The organism is Serratia bockelmannii, assembly GCF_051803255.1.
GTDB lineage: Bacteria > Pseudomonadota > Gammaproteobacteria > Enterobacterales > Enterobacteriaceae > Serratia > Serratia bockelmannii.
Genome location: NZ_CP196512.1, coordinates 4,895,330 through 4,916,674 on the forward strand (window position 1 = coordinate 4,895,330; position 21,345 = coordinate 4,916,674).

The 21,345-nt window shown below is 61.7% G+C and carries 15 protein-coding genes; 9 read left to right on the top strand and 6 right to left on the bottom strand.

Features of this window, described 5'->3' with window-relative positions; translation table 11 throughout:
• The first annotated feature begins 56 nt into the window (after nucleotides 1-56).
• Both feoB and ACSJLU_RS23305 read left to right on the top strand, forming a co-directional pair.
• Entirely contained in the window at nucleotides 57-2,372 is a 2,316-nt protein-coding gene (gene feoB, locus ACSJLU_RS23300; RefSeq protein ID WP_049208839.1) for a Fe(2+) transporter permease subunit FeoB, read from the top strand.
• Entirely contained in the window at nucleotides 2,372-2,611 is a 240-nt protein-coding gene (locus ACSJLU_RS23305) for a FeoC-like transcriptional regulator (RefSeq protein ID WP_025304555.1), read from the top strand. The genes feoB and ACSJLU_RS23305 overlap by 1 nt, the downstream gene beginning before the upstream one ends.
• Before the next feature lie 41 nt (nucleotides 2,612-2,652).
• On the opposite strand, the gene ACSJLU_RS23310 is transcribed toward ACSJLU_RS23305, so the two are convergent.
• Nucleotides 2,653-2,937, bottom strand: a complete 285-nt coding sequence (locus ACSJLU_RS23310; RefSeq protein ID WP_004930765.1) for a YdgH/BhsA/McbA-like domain containing protein — start codon at nucleotides 2,935-2,937, stop codon at nucleotides 2,653-2,655.
• A 270-nt stretch (nucleotides 2,938-3,207) separates the two neighbouring features.
• Nucleotides 3,208-3,978, bottom strand: coding sequence for a pimeloyl-ACP methyl ester esterase BioH (bioH, locus tag ACSJLU_RS23315; protein WP_025304556.1), 771 nt, complete (start codon nucleotides 3,976-3,978; stop codon nucleotides 3,208-3,210).
• 40 nt (nucleotides 3,979-4,018) lie between these two features.
• Between bioH and gntX the strand changes: the two genes are divergently transcribed.
• Complete coding sequence (gene gntX, locus ACSJLU_RS23320; protein ID WP_380827143.1) at nucleotides 4,019-4,702, top strand: DNA utilization protein GntX; 684 nt, start codon at nucleotides 4,019-4,021, stop codon at nucleotides 4,700-4,702.
• A 58-nt stretch (nucleotides 4,703-4,760) separates the two neighbouring features.
• Nucleotides 4,761-5,336 carry a Fe-S biogenesis protein NfuA gene (gene nfuA, locus ACSJLU_RS23325; protein WP_025304558.1) on the top strand — a complete coding sequence of 192 codons (576 nt, stop codon included), beginning with the start codon at nucleotides 4,761-4,763 and terminating at the stop codon, nucleotides 5,334-5,336.
• Between the two features lie 184 nt (nucleotides 5,337-5,520).
• On the opposite strand, the gene malQ is transcribed toward nfuA, so the two are convergent.
• Both malQ and malP read right to left on the bottom strand, forming a co-directional pair.
• The gene (gene malQ, locus ACSJLU_RS23330; protein WP_151429168.1) at nucleotides 5,521-7,611 is read right to left on the bottom strand and encodes a 4-alpha-glucanotransferase; all 2,091 of its coding nucleotides are present in this window, start codon (nucleotides 7,609-7,611) and stop codon (nucleotides 5,521-5,523) included.
• 9 nt (nucleotides 7,612-7,620) lie between these two features.
• Nucleotides 7,621-10,026 (bottom strand): maltodextrin phosphorylase, encoded by a 2,406-nt coding sequence (malP, locus tag ACSJLU_RS23335; protein WP_380827147.1) that lies wholly within the window; start codon nucleotides 10,024-10,026, stop codon nucleotides 7,621-7,623.
• A 460-nt stretch (nucleotides 10,027-10,486) separates the two neighbouring features.
• On the opposite strand from malP, the gene malT reads away from it, so the two are divergent.
• The 5 genes from malT to glpD all read left to right on the top strand — a co-directional run bounded on the left by malT (nucleotide 10,487) and on the right by glpD (nucleotide 17,182).
• Nucleotides 10,487-13,201: an HTH-type transcriptional regulator MalT gene (malT, locus tag ACSJLU_RS23340; protein WP_060435144.1), complete on the top strand. Its 2,715-nt coding sequence runs from the start codon at nucleotides 10,487-10,489 to the stop codon at nucleotides 13,199-13,201.
• An 82-nt stretch (nucleotides 13,202-13,283) separates the two neighbouring features.
• Nucleotides 13,284-13,610 (top strand): thiosulfate sulfurtransferase GlpE, encoded by a 327-nt coding sequence (gene glpE, locus ACSJLU_RS23345; RefSeq protein ID WP_004930790.1) that lies wholly within the window; start codon nucleotides 13,284-13,286, stop codon nucleotides 13,608-13,610.
• A 172-nt stretch (nucleotides 13,611-13,782) separates the two neighbouring features.
• Entirely contained in the window at nucleotides 13,783-14,619 is an 837-nt protein-coding gene (gene glpG, locus ACSJLU_RS23350; RefSeq protein ID WP_043138958.1) for a rhomboid family intramembrane serine protease GlpG, read from the top strand.
• 50 nt (nucleotides 14,620-14,669) lie between these two features.
• Nucleotides 14,670-15,428: a DeoR/GlpR family transcriptional regulator gene (locus tag ACSJLU_RS23355; RefSeq protein WP_004930797.1), complete on the top strand. Its 759-nt coding sequence runs from the start codon at nucleotides 14,670-14,672 to the stop codon at nucleotides 15,426-15,428.
• Nucleotides 15,429-15,673: 245 nt separating this feature from the next.
• Nucleotides 15,674-17,182 (top strand): glycerol-3-phosphate dehydrogenase, encoded by a 1,509-nt coding sequence (gene glpD, locus ACSJLU_RS23360; protein ID WP_043138961.1) that lies wholly within the window; start codon nucleotides 15,674-15,676, stop codon nucleotides 17,180-17,182.
• Between the two features lie 67 nt (nucleotides 17,183-17,249).
• Here glpD and glgP read toward each other — a convergent pair whose 3' ends face one another.
• Nucleotides 17,250-19,697: a glycogen phosphorylase gene (gene glgP / locus ACSJLU_RS23365; RefSeq protein WP_025304564.1), complete on the bottom strand. Its 2,448-nt coding sequence runs from the start codon at nucleotides 19,695-19,697 to the stop codon at nucleotides 17,250-17,252.
• Nucleotides 19,698-19,838: 141 nt separating this feature from the next.
• Nucleotides 19,839-21,269: a glycogen synthase GlgA gene (gene glgA / locus ACSJLU_RS23370; RefSeq protein WP_025304565.1), complete on the bottom strand. Its 1,431-nt coding sequence runs from the start codon at nucleotides 21,267-21,269 to the stop codon at nucleotides 19,839-19,841.
• Between the last annotated feature and the right edge of the window lie 76 nt (nucleotides 21,270-21,345).

Sequence of the window (21,345 nt, forward strand, 5' to 3'; positions counted from 1 at the left end):
TTTGCCGACGCGCTCTTGCGCCGGCGCTGTTCTCCTTGAAGACGACACGCTGAACTATGAAAAAACTCACCATCGGCTTAATCGGTAACCCGAACTCCGGCAAAACCACGCTGTTCAACCAGCTGACCGGCGCACGCCAACGGGTCGGCAACTGGGCGGGCGTGACGGTCGAACGCAAAGAAGGCCATTTCACCACCCCGCAGTCCGACGTGCGGCTAGTCGATTTGCCCGGCACCTACTCCCTGACCACCATTTCAGAGCAAACGTCGCTCGATGAGCAGATCGCCTGCCATTACATTTTGAGCGGCGACGCCGATCTGCTGATCAACGTGGTCGACGCCTCCAACCTGGAGCGCAACCTCTACCTGACGCTGCAATTGCTGGAGCTGGGCATCCCCTGCATCGTGGCGCTGAACATGCTCGACATCGCCAAAAGCCAGCATATCGATATCGACGTCGCCGCGCTGTCGGCGCGCCTCGGCTGCCCGGTAGTACCGATGATCTCCACCCGCGCCGACGGCATCGGCGTGCTGAAACAGATGATCGACAATCATCGCATCAACGAGCAGCAGGCGCTGGTGAACTACCCGCCGTTGCTGCTGAAAGCGGTCGCCACGCTAAGCGACGCCATGCCGCAAACGCTGCCGGCGGTGCAACGCCGCTGGCTGGCATTGCAGATGCTGGAGGGCGACATCTACAGCCACCGGCTGGCCGGTCCCGCCGTCGCGCTGCTGCCTGCGGCCATTCAGACGTTGCAACAGCAGGAGCAAGAAGACCCGGCGCTGGTGATCGCCGACGCGCGCTACCAGTCTATCGCCACCCTGAGCGACGCGGTCAGCAACTCGCAGCAGGCGATGCCCAACCGCCTGACCGATATGCTGGATAAAGTGATCCTCAACCGCTGGCTGGGCGTGCCGATTTTCCTGTTGGTGATGTACCTGATGTTCCTGCTGGCGATCAATATCGGCGGCGCGCTGCAGCCGATCTTCGATATCGGCTCGGCGGCGATCTTCATTCAGGGCATTCAGTGGCTCGGCTACACCCTGCACTTCCCCGGCTGGCTGACCGTATTCCTGGCGCAGGGCGTCGGCGGCGGCATCAACACCGTGCTGCCGCTGGTGCCACAGATCGGCATGATGTACCTGTTCCTGTCATTCCTGGAAGACTCCGGCTACATGGCGCGCGCGGCGTTCGTGATGGATCGCCTGATGCAGGCGCTCGGGCTGCCGGGCAAATCCTTCGTGCCGCTGATCGTCGGCTTCGGTTGCAACGTGCCGTCCATCATGGGCGCCCGTACGCTGGACGCCCAGCGCGAGCGCCTGATCACCATCATGATGGCGCCGTTCATGTCGTGCGGCGCCCGTCTGGCGATCTTCGCGGTGTTCGCCGCCGCCTTCTTCGGCCAGGACGGTGCTGGGGTGGTGTTCTCGCTATACATGCTCGGCATCGCGGTGGCGATCCTGACCGGCCTGGTACTCAAATATACCCTCATGCGCGGCGAAGCCTCACCGTTCGTCATGGAGCTGCCGGTTTACCACGTGCCGCACCTGAAAAGCCTGCTGCTGCAAACCTGGCAGCGGTTGAAAGGCTTCGTGTTGCGCGCCGGTAAGGTGATCGTGGTAGCCAGCATATTCATCGGCGGCCTGAACAGCTTCTCGTTCAGCGGCAAAACGGTCGACAACATCAACGACTCCGCGCTGGCTTCGGTCTCCAAGGTGCTGACGCCGCTGCTGCAGCCGATGGGCGTCCACAGCGATAACTGGCAGGCCACCGTCGGTCTGGTGACCGGCGCGATGGCGAAAGAAGTGGTGGTCGGCACGCTGAATACGCTGTATACCGCCGAGCACATCAACAAAGAGGCGTTCGACGCCGCCAACTTCAACCTGCTCGATGAGCTGGGCGGTGCGCTGCAGGAAACCTGGGACGGCCTGAAAAATACCTTCAGCCTGAGCGTGCTCTCCAACCCGATCGAAGCCAGCAAGGGCGACGGCGAGATGGGCGTCGGTTCGATGGGCGTGATGAGCAGCAAATTCGGCTCCGGCATTTCCGCCTACAGCTACCTGATCTTCGTGTTGCTGTACGTGCCTTGCGTTTCGGTGATGGGCGCCATCGCACGTGAATCAAGCCGCGGCTGGATGACCTTCTCTATCCTGTGGGGGCTGAACGTGGCCTACTCGCTGGCGACGCTGTTCTATCAGGCGGCGACCTTCAACCAACACCCGCAGTACAGCCTGACGGCGATCCTGGCGGTGGTGCTGGTGAACCTGCTGGTGCTGTTCGGCCTGCGCCGGGCACGCAGCCGCGTCACGGTGCGCCTGGGCAACGCCACGCCGGCGGCCTGTTGCCAGAGCGCCAAAGGGAGCTGTCACTGATGGCCAGGCTGCTGCAGGTGCGCGATGCGCTGGCGCTGCGCGGCAGCGCCCAGGCGCAGCAGCTCAGCCAATCGCTGGCGACGCCGTTGCCGCTGGTGCAGGCGATGCTGGATCGTTTGACGGCAATGGGGAAAGTGGAACGTATCGAACAGGATGGCGGCGCCTGTCTGAGCGGCAGTTGCAAAAGCTGCCCGCAGGGCCAGGGATGCAGCACGGTGTTCTACCGGCTGAAGGCCTGACGATCAGGGGCGCCGCAGCGGCGCCCCTTGCCATTCAAGGCTTATTGCTTGTCTTTGTAAACTTCGGCGATGGCGCTGAATTTACCGTGTTCGCGGCCCGCCAGGATCACGTAGTATTGACCGCCCTTTTCGTCTGCCAGTTTGGACAGCTCTTCCTTGGCATCCATCGGTGACGTGGTTTCCGCCGTCGTGGTGACGGTGCCGATCTTCTCGTATTTACCCGGATTCTTATCCAGATCTTCCTTGGTCAGCAGGGTTGCCGCCATGGAGCCGAAAGACACCGAACCCAGCACTGCCGCTGCAATAATCATCTTCAATGATTTCATGACACTAACCTCTCAATGGATAATTTATCTGTTATGAAAGCCGTCAAGGATCCATGCGTAGTACCGCAGGCTGCCGCGACATCCTCAGGCCTCGTTGCTTTCCCTGACGGGGCCTGTTTCCCAGAGACGAAACGCCAAAATGAAAATCGCCGCACGCGGTCTTTTCATTTTGCAGCCAACGCATTGACTCACTAAGTATTGAACAGCTTTGTCTTTTATCCACCCGGCGGCGTTTTTTTTCGCGCTCTATCGTGCGTTTTCACGCTGCATTCAATGTGCTGCAATAAACGCTTCGATCATCGTCACAAATTCATCGGGATGAGAGATAAATGGCGCATGGGCGGCTTTGGCCACGATCTGCGACGTAGAGTTCGGCCAGTCGGCGTCGAGCAGCTCGGCGACCTTGCGCGGCACCAGCCCGTCCAGATAGCCGTAGATCCGCAGCAGCGGCAGCGTCAACTCCGCCAGCGGTGCACGCAGATCGGCTGTGCGCAAGATCTCCAGCCCACCGTTCAGCACCTCGACGCTCGGCGTCGGTTGGTTGAGCACCACCGCTTTCAGTTGGCGCGCATCCTGACGCGCGCTCTCGGTGCCCAGCGTCTGCAGCGCCAGAAAACGCTCGACGGTGCGCTGGAAATCCAGGCTCAGCTGATGCTGGAAACCGCTCAGCACGTCCGGGCGGATCCCCGGCCACTCATCGCGGGCGGCAAAGCACGGCGAGGAGGCTACGGTGATAAGCCCCTTGACTCGCTCGGGCTGCATCAGCGCCGCCTGGCTGGCCACCAGCCCACCGAGCGACCAGCCAAGCCACCAGGACTGCGGCGGGGCAGCCGCCAGCACGATTTCCGTCATCTGCTCCAGCGACAGGGCGCCGAACCCCTGGCTACGGCCGTACCCCGGCAGATCGACCAGGTGCAGGCGAAAATGCGGCGTCAGTCGCGCCTGAATGCAACTCCACACTTCGGCGTTCAATCCCCAGCCGTGCAGCAGCACAAGATCGCGTTCGCCTTCGCCTATTGTTTGCCAGTACAGCGCTGTCATTGGTTATTGTCCTTTCATACTTATCCGTCACGGAGACGCTATGCTATCAATCCGCAGCCGTTGTTGGCTATGCCGACAACCGTTGAGCCTGATCCGTCATGGCATCTGCAGCTGTTGCCTGCGTCATCTGCCGGCCCACCCGCCGTGTTGCCCGTGCTGCGGATTGCCCGCCGGGAAGACGCGAACGCCCTGCGGCCGCTGCCTGCAACGGCCACCGCCCTGGCAACGGCTGGTGTTCGTCGGCGACTACGTTGCGCCCCTCAGCCAACTGGTAAAAAGGTTCAAGTTCCACCGCGCGCCCGAGCTGGCGCCGACGCTAGCGCGCCTGATGTTGTTGCGGTGGCAGCAGGCGCGCAGAGAGCAGTATCTGAACAGACCCGACCTGATTTTAGCGGTACCCTTGTATGCAACACGCTGCTGGCACCGTGGTTATAACCAGAGCGATCTGTTGGCCCGGCCGCTGGCGCGCTGGCTGGGCTGCACCTATCAGCCCGCCGCCTTGCGCCGGGTGCGCAAAACCGCCCCGCAACAGCGGCTGAGCGCCGGGGTACGCAGGCGCAATCTGCAACGCGCGTTCGTTTGCGTGACATCGGTCGCCGGCCGGCATATCGCCCTGGTGGATGACGTGGTGACCACCGGCAGCACCGTCGCGCAGATAGCGGCGCTGCTGCAGCGGCAAGGCGCCGCCTCGGTGCAGATATGGTGCATTTGCCGCACGTTGTAGTGCCACGGCAATGGGCGTATTATAACCGACTATAGAAGTCAACTATTGAGCTAATGCTATGATCCGTATAACAGATACTGCACAGGAACACTTTGCCAAACTGCTGGCAAATCAAGAAGAAGGCACCCAAATCCGCGTATTCGTGATCAACCCGGGCACGCCGACGGCCGAATGCGGTGTCTCTTATTGCCCGCCGGACGCGGTAGAAGCGACGGATACCGAACTGAAGTTCGACAAACTGTCCGCCTATGTCGATGAGCTGAGCGCGCCGTATCTGGAAGACGCCGAAATCGACTTCGTGACCGACCAACTGGGTTCTCAGCTGACGCTGAAAGCGCCAAACGCCAAAATGCGCAAGGTCGATGACGACGCGCCGCTGATGGAGCGCGTGGAATACGTGCTGCAGTCGCAGATCAACCCACAGCTGGCGGGCCACGGCGGCCGCGTAACGCTGATGGAGATCACCGACGACAACATGGCGATCCTGCAGTTCGGCGGCGGTTGCAACGGTTGTTCGATGGTCGACGTCACGCTGAAAGAAGGCATCGAGAAAGAGCTGCTGCAGAAATTCCCGGAGCTGAAAGGCGTGCGTGACCTGACCGAGCACCAGCGCGGCGAGCACTCCTACTATTGATACCCTTCTTACTTGAAGTTGCAGCGTTGTTGGCCGCATGCGCGCACCCCAGTCACTTACTTAAGTAAGCTCCTGGGGATTTACGCACTTGCCGCCTAGCTGCAACTCCAATTAATTCGGGTATCCGTCATTTGGATGGGACTAAAGTTCTCGTCCTTTGACCTAATACAACGACACCTCATCGTCACCCCACCGACACCTTGCGGCGCCGCTTGTCCAAATCCTTCAGTAAGCGGTTTATGTGCGGGTCGGCAAACATCTCCTCCAGCGTCTGGGTCAGCTTGCGCCGCCAGTTAGGGTACTGATCGCTGGTACCGGGAATATTGACCGGATCGGCCATATCCAGCCAGTCTTCCGGCTGCAGGCCGAGCAAGGCGCTGGCGCTGTCGGCGACATAGCGCTGTAGGCCGCGGTTGAGCAGCGGGCTCATGCCGAGCAGCGCTGCCTTCTTGCCCACCTTCTGCGGCACGCAGCCATAACGATGCAATCCATCCAGCAGCCCCTGCTTGGCGCGTTCCCGATCGGCGAACAGCGCCCGCAGGATCTCCGCGTCCGGGTAAAGACCCAGCCGGTTGCCGAGCGTTAGATCGTCGCTTTGCCAGTAGCCGCGCAGCGTCGGCAGATCATGGGTGGTGATGGTCGCCATCGCCTGCACCGGATAGGCCTGCGGCGCGCGGAAATGGTGTTCACCGTCGCTTTCGAAATAGAGCACTTTGTAGGAATAGACGCCGCTGTCGCGCAGCTTGCCGACGATTTCCACCGGCACCGTGCCGAGATCCTCGCCGATCACCATGCAACGGTGGCGCTGGCTTTCCAGCGCCAACACCGCCAGCAGATCGTCCACCGGGTATTTGACGTAGGCGCCGCGATCGGCGGTTTCGCCATACGGGATCCACCACAGCCGCAGCAGCGCCATGACGTGATCGATGCGCAGCGCGCCGCAGTTGGTCATGTTGGCGCGCAAAAGATCGATAAACGGCTGGTACCCGCGTGCCGCCATCACGTGCGGATCCATCGGCGGCAGGCCCCAGTTTTGCCCCAGAGGCCCCAGAATATCCGGCGGTGCCCCGACCGACGCTTTCAGGCAGTACAGTTCGCGGTCACACCAGGTTTCCGCCCCGCCTTCCGCCACCCCGACCGCCAGATCGCGATACAGGCCAATCGGCATCTGCTGCTGCCGGCTCTGGTCAAAACACTGCGCGAACTGCGTGGCCGCCAGCCACTGCAGCCACAGGTAAAAGCGGACCGCGTCCTGATGTTCGGAGCAGAACAGCCGTACCGCTTCGCTCTGCCCCTGCCGATAGCGCTCTGGCCAGGCCGGCCAGCCCCACTGGTGGGCATCTTTGGCCGCCAGATGGGCATGCAGCGCGTCGAACGCCGCCTGCTGATACAGGCTGTCGCCGCCCTCGCTGACGAACTGTTCGAACGCCTGACGCTGCCCGTCGTTTGGCTTGCGCGCCTGAAACAGCGGAAACGCCAGCTTCAGCGCCGCCAGCTTCAGCTGCATCACGGCGGTGTAATCCACCCACTCCGCGGCGCGCGCCTTGGCCAGCTGCTTCTGCGTCGCCGGCTTCTGCCACCAGCGCTGCGCCGCATCGCTGCGCTGGAAATCCTCCACCGCGTTGACGTCGATATACGCCAGATTCAGCCAGCGGCGCGACGAGGGACTGTAAGGGCTGGCGCTCTCCGGATTAGCCGGATACAGCGCATGGATCGGGTTGAGGCCAACGAAGGCGCCGCCGCGCTCCCCCACCTGCTCCACCATCAGACGCAGATCGCCGAAATCGCCGATGCCCCAGTTGCGATCGGAGCGCAGCGTATACAGCTGAACGCAAGCGCCCCACAGCTTCTTACCGGTCAGCAAGGCGTCCGGCTCGAAGCAGCGTCTCGGCGCGACGATCAGCCGGCATGGCCACTGCTGCTCGCCCTGGCTCAGCGTCAATTGGTGGTAACCCACCGGCAGATCGCCGGGCAGCGTCAGGGTCTTGCGCGCGCCGATGCGCCCCTGCAGGCATTCGCCGTCTTCACGTTGCAGCGCCCACAGGTACTCGCCTTCGCCCGCCGGGGTCAGCGCCAGCGGCGCGCCCTGATAGAACACCTTGACCGCCGGTAACGGCGGCGCCGCTCCTTCCTGCTCGACATCGGTTCGGTTCATGGCCGCCAGCAGCTTGCGCTTGGTCTGCGGTTCAATCGCCTGCCGCTTGCCGTGGGCATTGATGAAATCGGCGGCGATCCCCGCCTGCGCTGCCGCCTGATCGATACGCTTGCGATCCATTCGCTCTCCTTAACGTTTGGCTTGCCAGATACGCTGCTGGTAATCGCGGATCGAGCGATCCGAGCTGAACATGCCGACGCGCGCGGTGTTAAGGATAGTCCGCCGCGTCCATTCGTCCCGATCGCGATACAGCTCGTCGACCCGGCGCTGCGCCTGGCAGTACGAGGCAAAGTCCGCCAGCACCAGGTAGGGATCGCCGCCTTCCAGCAGGCTGTGCAGCATCATGTCGAACGCGTGCTTGTCGCCGTGGCTGAAGGTGCCGCTCGCCAGCTCGTCCAGAATCGCCTTCAGGTGCTTGTCTTTCTTGCGGTAGCTGAGCGGATCGTAACCCTTCGCCACTATCGCCTTCACCTGCTCCACGGTATTGCCGAAGATAAAGATATTGTCTTCGCCCACCTGCTCGGCGATTTCGACGTTGGCGCCGTCCAGCGTGCCGACCGTCAGCGCGCCGTTCAACGCCAGCTTCATGTTGCCGGTGCCGGAGGCCTCTTTGCCGGCGGTGGAGATCTGTTCGGAGATATCCGCCGCCGGGATCATCAGTTCGGCCACCGACACGCGGTAGTCAGGGATGAACGCCACTTTCAGGCGATCTTTCACCAACGGATCGTTATTGATCTTCTCGGCCGCCTGATTGATGGCGTAGATGATGTTCTTCGCCAGGTAGTAGCCCGGCGCCGCCTTGGCGCCGAACAGGAAGACGCGCGGCACGATGTCCAGGTTGGGGTTGTCGCGCAGCTGACGATACAGCGACAGGATGTGCAGCAGGTTCAGGTGCTGGCGTTTGTACTCGTGCAGACGCTTGATCTGCACGTCGAAGATCGCGTCCGGGTCAAGTGTCAGCCCCATTACGCCGTGTACGTAATGGGCCAGCGCCACCTTGTTGTCGCGTTTGATCTGCTGATAACGCTGGCGGAACGCCGCGTCGTCGGCGAATTTTTCCAGCCCGCGCAGCGCGTCGAGATCGCTCGCCCACTCCACCTTCAGCGTCTCGTCGATCAGGCCCGACAGCGCCGGGTTGCACTGTTTCAGCCAGCGGCGCGGCGTGATGCCGTTGGTGACGTTATGGAATTTGTTCGGCCACAGCTGGTGATATTCCGGGAACAGATCTTTCACCACCAGATCCGAATGCAGCTGCGCCACGCCATTGACCGCAAAGCCACTGACCACGCACAGGTTGGCCATGCGCACCTGCTTGTTGTGGTGCACCGCCAGTTTGGCCCACACCGCCTCGTCGCCCGGCCAGTGCTTATCCACCAATTTTTTAAACCTGGCGTTGATCTGTTTGATGATGGAGAAATGGCGCGGCAGCAGGCTGCGCACCAGTTTTTCATCCCAGCACTCCAGCGCTTCCGGCATCAGGGTGTGGTTGGTATAGGCGAAGGTGTTGCTGGTGATCGCCCAGGCCGCCTCCCATTCCAGCTGGTGCTCGTCCAGCAGAATGCGCAGCATTTCCGGAATGGCGATGGTCGGGTGGGTGTCGTTCAGCTGGATCACTTCGTACTTCGGCAGCTCTTCAATCTTGCGGCCGGCCTGATGGTGCTTGCGCAAAATGTCCGCCACCGAGCAGGCGCACTGGAAATACTGCTGCATCAGGCGCAGGCGCTTGCCGGCCTTATGGTTGTCGTTCGGGTAAAGCACCTTGGTCAGCTTGTCGGCTTCTACGCCCTGCTTCTCCGCCTGCAAGAATTTGCCGTCGTTGAAATCGCTCAGGTTGAACGGATGCTGATGGGTCGCCTGCCACAGGCGCAGCGGCTGCGCCACGCCGTTGCGATAGCCCAGCACCGGCAGATCCCAGGCTTCGCCGCGCAGGGTGAAGGCCGGGCGCCACCGTTCGCGGCCGTCGGCCTGCTTTTCCAGCTTGCCGCCGATGCCCACGTCCACCGCCAGCGCGGCGTTGTGGCGGAACCACGGATAGCTCTCGCGTTGCCAGTTATCCGGCGCCTCTTGCTGTTGCCCTTCGCGGAACGACTGGCGGAACAGCCCGTACTGGTAATTCAGCCCATAGCCGGTGGCCGGTTGCTCCACCGTTGCCATCGAGTCGAGGAAACAGGCCGCCAGACGCCCCAGCCCGCCGTTGCCCAGCGCCGGATCGGTTTCCTGCTCCAGCAAATCCGCCAGCTTGACGTTCTGCTCGGCCAGCGCCTGCTCGACGGTGTCGTACCAGCCCAGGTTGATCAGGTTGTTCGCCGTCAGCCGGCCGATCAGAAACTCCATCGAGATGTAGTTCACGTGGCGCAGAGATTTGGCGCTTTTGCGCGGCGCTGGCTGTGCGGCCGGCTGCTCGGCCAGCGCCGCACTGACGGCTTCCCACCATTGATGTTGCGTCATCTGCTGTGCGGAACTGAGGCCGAACCGTTGCCACTGACGGGCGAGCGCCGCCAGAAAAGCATCCTTCTTGAGCGTAGGCTGTGACATAAGGAAAACTCTCTATCCAGTAAGTGGGTCAAATTGCCGCTATCGTGCCGGTGAGAAAGCCTGACGGCATCATCCCGCCTGGGGATTAGCTGGGGAGGAGGATTGGGGCGTAGCTGGAATTGTGATCTCAGGCACTGTTTGACTCCCTTGCAACGATGCAAAAAAGCCCGCCAACTCGTGCGGCGAGCACTGAGAACGTTAACCATGACGTTAGCACAAGTATTCGCGCTGCTGAAGTTTTGTCCATGGCCGGAAATGCGATCCGCGACCGCATCGCCGCGCGCCGGCGCCAAACGTAAAAAAGTGTGATCAATAGCAACTTAACTCCAAGCCGATGCGGAAGCTTGTTGCAATACGTTTAGGGTTGGCAGAAGTTAGGGGGAGCTATTAATTACGAACCATAAAATAATTAGCGCCACTCCAATCCCGGCGGGAACCGCGATTTATACCCTGGAATACTATGCTGATCCCATCAAAACTGAGCCGCCCGGTACGGCTGCAAAATACCGTGATCCGCGATCGCCTGCTGGCCAAACTGGCCAGCGCGGGCAACTATCGCCTGACACTGGTCAATTGCCCGGCGGGATACGGGAAAACCACGCTGATCGCCCAATGGGCGGCCGGCAAGGCCGATCTGGGCTGGTATTCGCTGGATGAGAGCGACAACCAGCCGGAGCGCTTCGCCAGCTACCTGATTGCCGCGCTGCAGCAGGCCAGCGGCGGCCGCTGCGTCAAGAGCGAGGTGCTGAGCCAGAAACACCAGTACGCCAGCCTGTCGGCGTTGTTCGCCCAGCTGTTTATCGAGCTGGCCGACTGGCACCAGCCGCTGTACCTGGTGATCGACGACTACCACCTGATCACCAACGACGCCATCCACGAAGCCATGCGCTTCTTCCTGCGCCATCAGCCGGAAAACCTGACGCTGATCCTGCTCTCACGCACCCTGCCGCCGCTCGGCATCGCCAATTTGCGGGTGCGCGATCAGCTGCTGGAAATGGGCACGCAGCAGCTGGCATTCACCCACCAGGAAGCCAAACAGTTCTTCGACTGCCGCCTGGCGGCGCCGATGGAACAGCAGGACAGCAGCCGCCTGTGCGACGAAGTCGAAGGCTGGGCCACCGCGCTGCAGCTGATCGCGCTGTCGGCCCGCCAGTCCGCCTCGTCGGCTCAGCTGTCGGCCAAGCGCCTGGCGGGGCTGAACGCCAGTCACCTGTCCGACTACCTGGTAGACGAAGTGCTGGACCACGTCGATGCCGATGCGCGCGCTTTCCTTCTGCGCTGTTCGGTGCTGCGTTCGATGAACGATGCGCTGATCGTGCGACTGACCGGCGAAGACAACGGCCAGCAGCGGCTGGAGGAGCTGGAGCGCCAGGGGCTGTTTATCCACCGCATGGACGACACCGGCGAGTGGTTCAACTTCCACCCGCTGTTCGCCTCTTTCCTGCGCCAGCGTTGCCAGTGGGAACTGGCGCTGGAGCTGCCGGGGTTGCACCGCGCCGCCGCCGAGGGCTGGCTGGCGCTGGGGTATCCGGCGGAGGCCATTCACCACGCGTTGGCGGCCAGCGACGTCAGCATGCTGCGCGACATCCTGCTGCAACACGCCTGGTCGCTGTTCCACCACAGCGAACTGGCCTTGCTGGAGGAGTGCCTCAACGCGCTGCCCTATGAGCGCCTGATCCAAAACCCCAAGCTGGCGCTGCTGCAGGCCTGGCTGGCGCAGAGCCAGCACCGCTACAGCGAGGTCAATACCCTGCTGGAGCGTGCCGAGCGCACCATGCGCGAACAGAAAATCGAGATAGACCAAACGCTGCACGCCGAGTTCGACGCCCTGCGCGCCCAAGTGGCGATCAACGCCGGCAAACCGGAAGAAGCCGAGCGGCTGGCGACCGAAGCGTTGAAATTCCTGCCGCTGTCCAGCTACTACAGCCGCATCGTCGCCACCTCGGTGACCGGCGAAGTGCACCACTGCAAGGGCGAGCTGGCGCGCGCGCTGCCGATGATGCAGCAAACCGAACAGATGGCGCGTCGTCATCAGGCCAACCATTACGCGCTCTGGGCGCTGCTGCAGCAGAGCGAAATTCTTATCGCCCAAGGCTACCTGCAGGCCGCTTACGAAACCCAGGATAAGGCCTTCGAACTGATCCGCGAACAGCACCTGGAACAGCTGCCGATGCACGAATTCCTGCTGCGCATTCGCGCGCAGATCCTGTGGTCGTGGTCACGGCTGGACGAAGCGGAAGACGCGGCGCGCGCCGGGCTGAAAATTCTGGCGAACTACCAACCGCAACAGCAGCTGCAGTGCATCGCCATGTTAGCAAAATGCTCGCTGGCGCGCGGCGATCTGGACAACGCCAATACCCATCTGCAGCGGTGCGAAGCCCTGCTGCACGGCGCTCATTATCATCGCGACTGGCTGACCAACACCGACAAATCGCGGGTGATCCACTGGCAGATGACCGGCGACACCGCCGCCGCCGCCCAGTGGCTGCGCCACACCGAAAAACCCGGTATGGCGGACAACCACTTCACGCAGGGCCAATGGCGCAACATCGCGCGGGTGCAAATCCTGCTCGGCCAGTACGAAGAGGCCGGGGTGGTGCTGGATGAACTGAACGAGAACGCCCGCCGCCTGCGGCTGGTGAGCGATCTCAACCGCAACCTGCTGCTCAGCAACCAGCTCTACTGGCTGCAGGAGCGCAAGGGCGAAGCGCAGCAGGCGCTGATCGAAGCACTGTCGCTGGCTAACCGCACCGGCTTTATCAGCCACTTCGTCATCGAAGGCGAAGCGATGGCGCAGCAGCTGCGCCAGCTGATCCAGCTCAACACGCTGCCGGAGCTGGAGCAGCATCGCGCCCAGCGTATCCTGCGCGACATCAACCAGCATCATCGGCACAAATTCGCGCATTTCGACGAGAACTTCGTCGATAAGTTGCTGACCCACCCGCAGGTGCCGGAGCTGATCCGCACCAGCCCGCTCACCCAGCGCGAATGGCAGGTGCTGGGGCTGATCTATTCCGGCTACAGCAACGACCAGATCGCCGGCGAGCTGGACGTGGCGGCCACCACCATCAAGACCCATATCCGCAACCTGTATCAGAAACTGGGCGTGGCCCATCGCCAGGAGGCAGTGCAGCAAGCGCAGCAGCTGTTGAAGATGATGGGGTACGGCGCGTAAAAACCCTGATATCCCTCTGGTCTTAAACGCCGCCGAGTTGGTTACAATAGCGGCGTCCCCCAATAACGAGGCAGTCAGCAGTATGGAACAGTTCGAAGCGATCAACGTTGAGCAGGCGTACACCCGCTGGAAAGAGGGCAGCGCCGCCCTGGTCGACATCCGCGATCCGCAAAGTTTTGAAGCCGGGCATACGCCGGGCGCCTTTCACCTCACCAACGCCACCCTGTCGGCCTTTATGCAGCAAAACGACTTCGAGCGGCCGGTGATGGTGATGTGCTACCACGGCAACAGCAGCCGCAGCGCGGCGCAATACCTGCTGCACCAGGGGTTCGACGCGGTCTACAGCATCGACGGCGGTTTCGAAGCCTGGGCCCGCCAGTACCCGCAAGACGTGGAAACCTCTGCCTGATCCCCGCCGCCCGCTGCGCATCGGCGGGCTTTTCCCTTCGATTTTATGCGCGTTTTCGCGGGTTTTTCGCAGATCCGTTTGCCAGCGCTCAGGATTTCGACGTTATAATCGGCCGTCAGGGTCATCGGCGAGCAAGCCGCGGCCAAAATCATTCACTTACGACGGAAGAGCAATGGTTAGAGTAATCGCCATATCCAACCCGCGCCTGGCGCTGGCCTTTGTCGACTATATGGCGACCCAGGGCATCCGGCTTGAGCTGCGCAACAGCGGCGAGGCGGCGGAAATCTGGCTGGCCGACGACAGCCACCTCGAGCAGGTGCAACACGAGCTGCAGCAGTTTCTGGTCGATCCGCTCAACCGCCGTTATCAGGCCGCCAGTTGGCAGACCGGCCATACCGACGCCGGCCTGCACTATCAGAGCGAATCCTACCTGCACACCCTGCGCAGCAAGGCCGGGCCGCTGACGCTCGGCGTGATGGTACTGTGCATCGCGGTCTACATCCTGATGCAGGTGCTGGGTGACGATACCGTGATGTACTGGCTCTCCTGGCCGCAAGACAGCAGCCAATACACGCAGCTGTGGCGCTGGGTCAGCCATGCGTTCCTGCATTTCTCCCTGCTGCATATCCTGTTTAACCTGATGTGGTGGTGGTATCTCGGCGGCCAGATGGAAAAACGCCTCGGCGCCGGTAAGCTGTTCGTGCTGGCGGTGGTGTCGGCCTTCTTCAGCGGCTGGGCGCAATCGCTGTTCAGCGGCGCGCTGTTCGGCGGGCTGTCGGGCGTGGTCTATGCGCTGATGGGCTATGTGTGGCTGACGGGGGAACGGGCGCCGGAGCGCGGCCTGATGCTGCCACGCGGCCTGATGGTGTTCTCGGTGCTGTGGCTGGTGGCCGGATATTTCGATATTTTAGGAATGTCGATCGCCAACGCGGCACACGTAGCCGGTTTAGTGTTAGGGTTATTGATGGCATTTTGGGATACGCGTCATCGCGCACACAACGAACAATAACAGCCGGGAGCTGTGCCCAGCGGGCATGGCGGGCGTTTTAGGGGATTATCGTGAAGCAAACACAGCGTCATGACGCAATTATCGAGCTGGTGCGCCTGCAGGGTTACGTCAGCACGGAAGAGCTGGTGGAACATTTTGACGTCAGCCCGCAAACGATTCGCCGCGATTTGAATGACCTGGCCGACCAGAACAAGATCCAGCGTCACCACGGCGGCGCGGCGCTGCCTTCCAGCTCGGTCAACGCTGCCTATAACGATCGCAAGGTGATGTGGTCGGAAGAGAAAGCCCGCATCGCGCAGCGCGTCGCCAGCCAGATCCCGGACGGCGCCACGCTGTTCATCGATATCGGCACCACGCCGGAAGCGGTGGCCCATGCGCTGATGAACCACAAGAACCTGCGCGTGGTCACCAACAACCTCAACGTCGCCACCCTGCTGACCGCCAAGGAAGACTTCCGCCTGATCCTGGCCGGCGGCGAAGTGCGCACCCGTGACGGCGGCATCATGGGCGAAGCCACCCTGGACTTCATCTCTCAATTCCGCCTCGATTACGGCATTCTCGGCATCAGCGGCATCGATATGGACGGCTCGCTGCTCGAATTCGACTATCACGAAGTGCGCACCAAACGCGCGATTATCGAAAATTCCCGCTGCGTGATGCTGGTGACCGACCACTCTAAATTCGGCCGCAACGCCATGGTCAACCTGGGCAACATGAACCTGATCGACTACCTGTTTACCGACCAGCTGCCGCCGCCGAGCGTGATGAAAATCATCGAACAGTACGACGTGCAGCTGGAGCTGTGCTGATTCGGCCTTAACCTGCGGGGCGCGCCGCCGCCCCGTTTTCCACCCCCGCCTCCCTTACCGACAGCCGTTTGCGCGCTCGCGCCATATCCACATCATTTATGTGACTATCATCACCAAACTGTTACCTCTATCACGCCTAAATGTTTTTGTTTGGTTAAGTCTTGGCTTGCTTGTTGGTTTTTGATTACAATCATGAGCGAAAACGAACATGAAAGAGCTATTTCGAACATCTGGAGGAAGATGACGTGGAAACCAAAGACTTGATCGTTATCGGTGGCGGCATCAACGGTGCCGGCATCGCGGCGGATGCTGCCGGGCGCGGGCTGTCGGTACTGCTACTGGAAGCGCAAGACTTGGCCTGTGCTACGTCTTCCGCCAGTTCCAAACTGATCCACGGTGGCCTGCGCTACCTGGAACACTACGAATTCCGTCTGGTGAGCGAAGCGCTGGCCGAGCGTGAAGTGCTGCTGAAGCTGGCACCGCACATCGCGTTCCCGATGCGTTTCCGCCTGCCGCACCAGCCGCACCTGCGTCCGGCCTGGATGATCCGTATCGGCCTGTTCCTGTACGATCACTTGGGCAAACGCACCAGCCTGCCGGGCAGCAAGGGGTTGCGCTTTGGACCAGAGTCGGTGCTGAAGCCTGAACTGAAGCGCGGTTTCGAATATTCCGACTGCTGGGTTGACGATGCTCGCCTGGTGGTGCTGAACGCGCAGGAAGTGGAAAAACGCGGCGGCGAAGTGCGCACCCGCACCAAAGTGACCCGCGCATGGCGTGAAAACGGCCTGTGGATGGTGGAAGCGGTCGATATCGACAGCGGCAAAACCTTCACCTGGCGCGCCAAAGGCCTGGTGAACGCCACCGGCCCGTGGGTGAAAAACTTCTTCGACGACGGCCTGAAGCTGAAATCACCTTACGGCATCCGTCTGATCAAAGGCAGCCACATCGTGGTGCCGCGCGTGCACGATCAGCCGCAGTCTTACATTCTGCAGAACGAAGACCACCGCATCGTGTTCGTGATCCCGTGGAATGACGAGTTCTCCATCATCGGCACCACCGACGTGGAGTACAAAGGCGATCCGAAGGACGTGAAGATCGACGAGAACGAAATCGCTTATCTGCTGAAAGTGTACAACGATCACTTCAAGAAGCAGCTGGGCCGCGACGACATCGTCTGGACTTACTCCGGCGTGCGTCCGCTGTGCGACGACGAGTCCGATTCACCGCAGGCGATCACCCGCGATTACACGCTGGACGTGCACGATGAGCAGGGCAAAGCGCCGCTGCTGTCGGTCTTCGGCGGCAAGCTGACCACCTACCGCAAGCTGGCCGAGCATGCGATGGAAAAACTGGCCCACTACTACCCAGGCTGCGGCCCGGCGTGGACCAAAAACGCCACGCTGCCGGGCGGTGACATCGACGGCGACCGCGACGGCTACGCGGCCAAACTGCGCCGTGCGCACGGCTGGTTGCCGGAAGCCCTGGCGCGCCGCTATGCCCGCACCTACGGCAGCCAGAGCGAGCTGATCCTGGCCGGCGCCAACGGCCTCGCCGATCTGGGCGAAGATTTCGGCCACGGTCTGTATGAAGCCGAGCTGCGCTACCTGACCGAGAAAGAGTGGGTCGTAGAACTGGCCGACGCCATCTGGCGCCGTACCAAGCTGGGTATGTGGCTGGACGAAGCGCAGCAGGCGCGAGTGAAAGCCTGGCTGGCAGAACACGCGAAAACGAAAGCGCTGTCTCTGGCTTCCTGAGCCGCAGCGTAACGAAAAAACGAAAAAGGGCCGGTTATCCGGCCCTTTGCTTTTTTCCTGCCCCGCTTTACAGCTTCACCGGCTGAATGTGCCAGATTTCGTCCGCGTATTCCTGAATGGTGCGATCGGAGGAGAAGTAGCCCATGTTGGCGATGTTCAGCACCGCGCGCCGCGTCCATTCGTCCTGATTGAGATAGACCTCGTCCACCTTGTCCTGCGTGTCCACATAGCTGCGGTAATCCGCCAACAGCTGATAGTGGTCGCCGAGGTTGACCAGCGAGTCGAACAGATTGCCATAGCGTTTCGGCTCTTCCGGGCTGAACACGCCGGTAGCGATCTGCGTCAGCGCCTGATGCAGCTCCGGGTCTTGCTCATAGTACTGGCGCGGGTTGTAACCGTTGCGGCGCAGCTCCTCGACCTGCTCGGCGGTATTGCCGAAGATAAAGATGTTCTCCTCCCCCACGTGCTCGCGCATCTCGACGTTGGCGCCGTCCAGCGTGCCGATGGTCAGCGCGCCGTTCAGCGCGAACTTCATATTGCTGGTACCTGAGGCCTCGGTGCCCGCCAGCGAGATCTGTTCGGACAGATCCGCCGCCGGGATAATGATCTGCGCCAGGCTGACGCCGTAGTTCGGAATGAACACCACCTTCAGTTGGGTATGCACGCGCGGATCGTTGTTGATCACTTTGGCCACGTCGTTGATCAAGCGGATGATCTGCTTGGCGGCATAGTAGGCCGAGGCCGCCTTGCCGGCGAAGATCACCACCCGCGGCACGCGCTCGATCTCCGGATCGTCCAGCAAACGGTTATACAGCGTGATGACGTGCAGCACGTTGAGCAGCTGCCGTTTGTACTCGTGGATGCGCTTGATCTGCACGTCGAACAACGCATCCGGGTTAACCACCACGTTGAGCGTTTTGGCGATATACAGCGCCAGCCGCTCCTTGTTCTGCCGCTTGGCGCGCTGTACCGCCTGCAGGAAGCTCGGGTAGTCGATATTGGCCTGGATCTCGCTCAGCTGGCTGAGATCGGTGCGCCAGGTTTGGCCGATGCAGTCGTCCAGCACCGCCGCCAGCGGCGGGTTGGCCAGCGCCAGCCAACGACGCGGCGTTACCCCGTTGGTTTTGTTGCAGAAACGAGTCGGGAACAGCCGGGCGAAGTCGGCGAACAACGACTGCACCATCAGTTCGGAATGCAGAGCGGAAACGCCGTTGACCTTGTGGCTGGCCACCACCGCCAGCCACGCCATGCGCACCCGGCGGCCGTTGGTTTCGTCGATGATCGAGACCCGCGCCAGCAGATCGTTGTCGCCCGGCGCCACTTCCTGCACCATCTTGAGGAAGTGATCGTTGATTTCGAAAATCAGCTGCAGGTGGCGCGGCAAGATGCGGCCTATCATGTCCAGCGGCCAGGTTTCCAGCGCCTCGCTCATCAGCGTGTGGTTGGTGTAAGAGAACACCTGCTCCACCACTTCCCAGGCGTCGAGCCACTTGAATTTGTGCTCGTCGATCAGCCGGTGCATCAGCTCGGGAATCGACAATACCGGGTGAGTGTCGTTGAGGTGAATGGCGATTTTGTCCGCCAGGTTGTCGAAGGTTTTGTGCATCAGCCAATGGCGATTGAGGATATCCTGCACCGTGGCCGACACCAGGAAATACTCCTGCCGCAGCCGCAGTTCGCGCCCGGAGGAGGTCGAATCGTCCGGATACAGCACGCGCGACACGTTCTCCGAATGGTTTTTATCTTCCACCGCCGCGAAGTAATCGCCCTGGTTGAACTTGCCGAGGTTGATCTCGTTACTGGCCTGCGCGCCCCATAACCGCAGCGTGTTGGTGGCGTCAGTGTCAAAACCGGGGATCACCTGATCGTAGGCGATGGCCACGACCTCTTCGGTCTCCAGCCAACGCGCCTTGGCGCCCTCCTGCTGCACGCGGCCGCCGAAGCGCACCTTGTAGCGAGTGTTATGGCGCGGAAACTCCCACGGATTGCCGTACTCCAGCCAGTAGTCCGGCGATTCCATCTGTTGGCCGTTGACGATGTTCTGCTTGAACATGCCGTATTCATAGCGAATGCCGTAGCCGCGCCCCGGCAGCGCCAGCGTGGCCAGCGAGTCGAGGAAGCAGGCCGCCAGCCGGCCCAGACCGCCGTTACCGAGCCCGGGGTCGTTCTCTTCCTCCAGCAGCTCCGCCAGGTTCAGCCCCATCTCATTCAGCGCATTGTCGATATCCTGATAGATGCCCATCGACAGCAGCGCGTTAGACAGGGTGCGGCCGATCAGGAACTCCATCGACAGGTAATACACCTGCCGCACGTCTTGAGACAGCTGGGCGCGGTTGGAACGCAGCCAGCGCTCCACCATGCGATCGCGCACCGCGAACAGTACGGCGTTCAGCCAATCGTGCCGGTTGGCGATAGCCGGATCCTTGCCGACGATAAACATCAGCTTATAGGCGATGGAGTGTTTCAGCGCTTCCACACTGACCGTAGGTGAGGTGTAACTAAACGGTGAAGTCATGGCTTTTTAATCCCTTGTAGGGAGCCCCGCCATTCGCCGCGGAATAGCGGGCTCCGCTGAACATGGACGCGGTACACCGCGCCCCGACAATCTACCCTTACGGCTGCCCGCCGTGCGTCAACCCGAGACGCGAAACGCGGGCTACAAGCGTTGATAAAGCGATAAATACTCTTTCGCCGCCACCGGCCAGCCGAAGTCCACACTCATGGCGTGGCGCTGAACGTGGCGCCAGTGTTTCGGCCGGCTCCACAGCACCATGGCGCGGCGGATGGCGTTGCCCAGCGCGACGGCGTCGCAATCGTCGAACACGAAGCCGCTGGCGGTGCCGTCGGCCAGGTTCTCCAGCGCGCAGTCCACCACCGTGTCCGCCAGCCCGCCGGTGCGACGCACCAGCGGCAGCGTGCCGTACTTCAGACCGTAGAGCTGCGTCAGGCCGCAGGGCTCGAAGCGGCTCGGCACCAGAATGACGTCGGCGCCGCCGATGATGCGGTGGGAGAAGGATTCGTGATAACCGATCTGCACGCCGACCTGCTCAGGGTAGTCGGCGGCGGCGGCCAGAAACGCCTGCTGCAGCACCGCGTCGCCGGCGCCCAGCAGCGCCAACTGCCCGCCCTGCGCCAGCAATTCGGGCAACGCCTGCAGCACCAGATCGAGGCCTTTCTGGTTGGTCAATCGGCTCACCACCGCGAACACCGGCAGCGATTCGTCCACCTTCAGCCCCATGGCCTTTTGCAGATGCAGCTTGTTTTTGACCTTGCTTTTCAGATCGTCGGCGTCATAGCGGGCGCTCAGCCGCGGGTCGTGGGCCGGATCCCAAATCTTGTCGTCCACGCCGTTGAGGATGCCGCTCAGCCTGCCCTGCCGCTGCCGCTCCTGCAGCAGCCCCTCCATGCCGTAGCCGAACTCCGGCCGGGTGATCTCGCGCGCATAGGTCGGGCTGACGGCGGTCACGTGGTCGGCATAAAACAACCCGGCCTTGAGGAACGACATCTGGCCGTAGAACTCCAGGCCATAGACGTTGTAAAACGACGCCGGCAGCCACAGCTCGGTCACGTGATGGGCGGAGAACAGCCCCTGGTAGGCCAGGTTGTGCACCGTGAACACCGAACGCGCCGGGTGGCCGTTGGCGGCCAGATAGGCGCAGCTGAGACCGGCGTGCCAGTCGTGGGCGTGCACCAGCTGCGGGCGCCAGTAGCGATCCAGCCCCTTGGCCAGCTCGCAGGCCATCCAGCCCAGCAGCGCAAAGCGCCGGTGGTTGTCGGGGTAGGCGTACATGGACTGATCGTGGTACGGGCTGCCCGGCCGGTCATACAGCCAGGGCGCATCGATCAGGTAAATGCCCACGCCATGATAGGTGCCGTAACGCAGGCCCACCCGGCCGGCGAACGAATCGATTTCCGCCACCAGCACGGTGTCCGGAATGCCGTTGCGTACGTCAGGGAAAGCGGGCAATAGCACCCGAACATCGGCGCCTTCGGCGATTTGCGCCGCCGGCAGTGCGCCAACCACGTCTGCGAGTCCGCCCGTTTTCAGCAGGGGGAACATTTCAGAACATACGTGTAAGACCTGCATTATCACTCCTGAAAGTCGGCCGAAGGCCTCTGGATAAGAAATAAAGCAGGCTTGCCGCTGTTATGTGTGCCGCGTT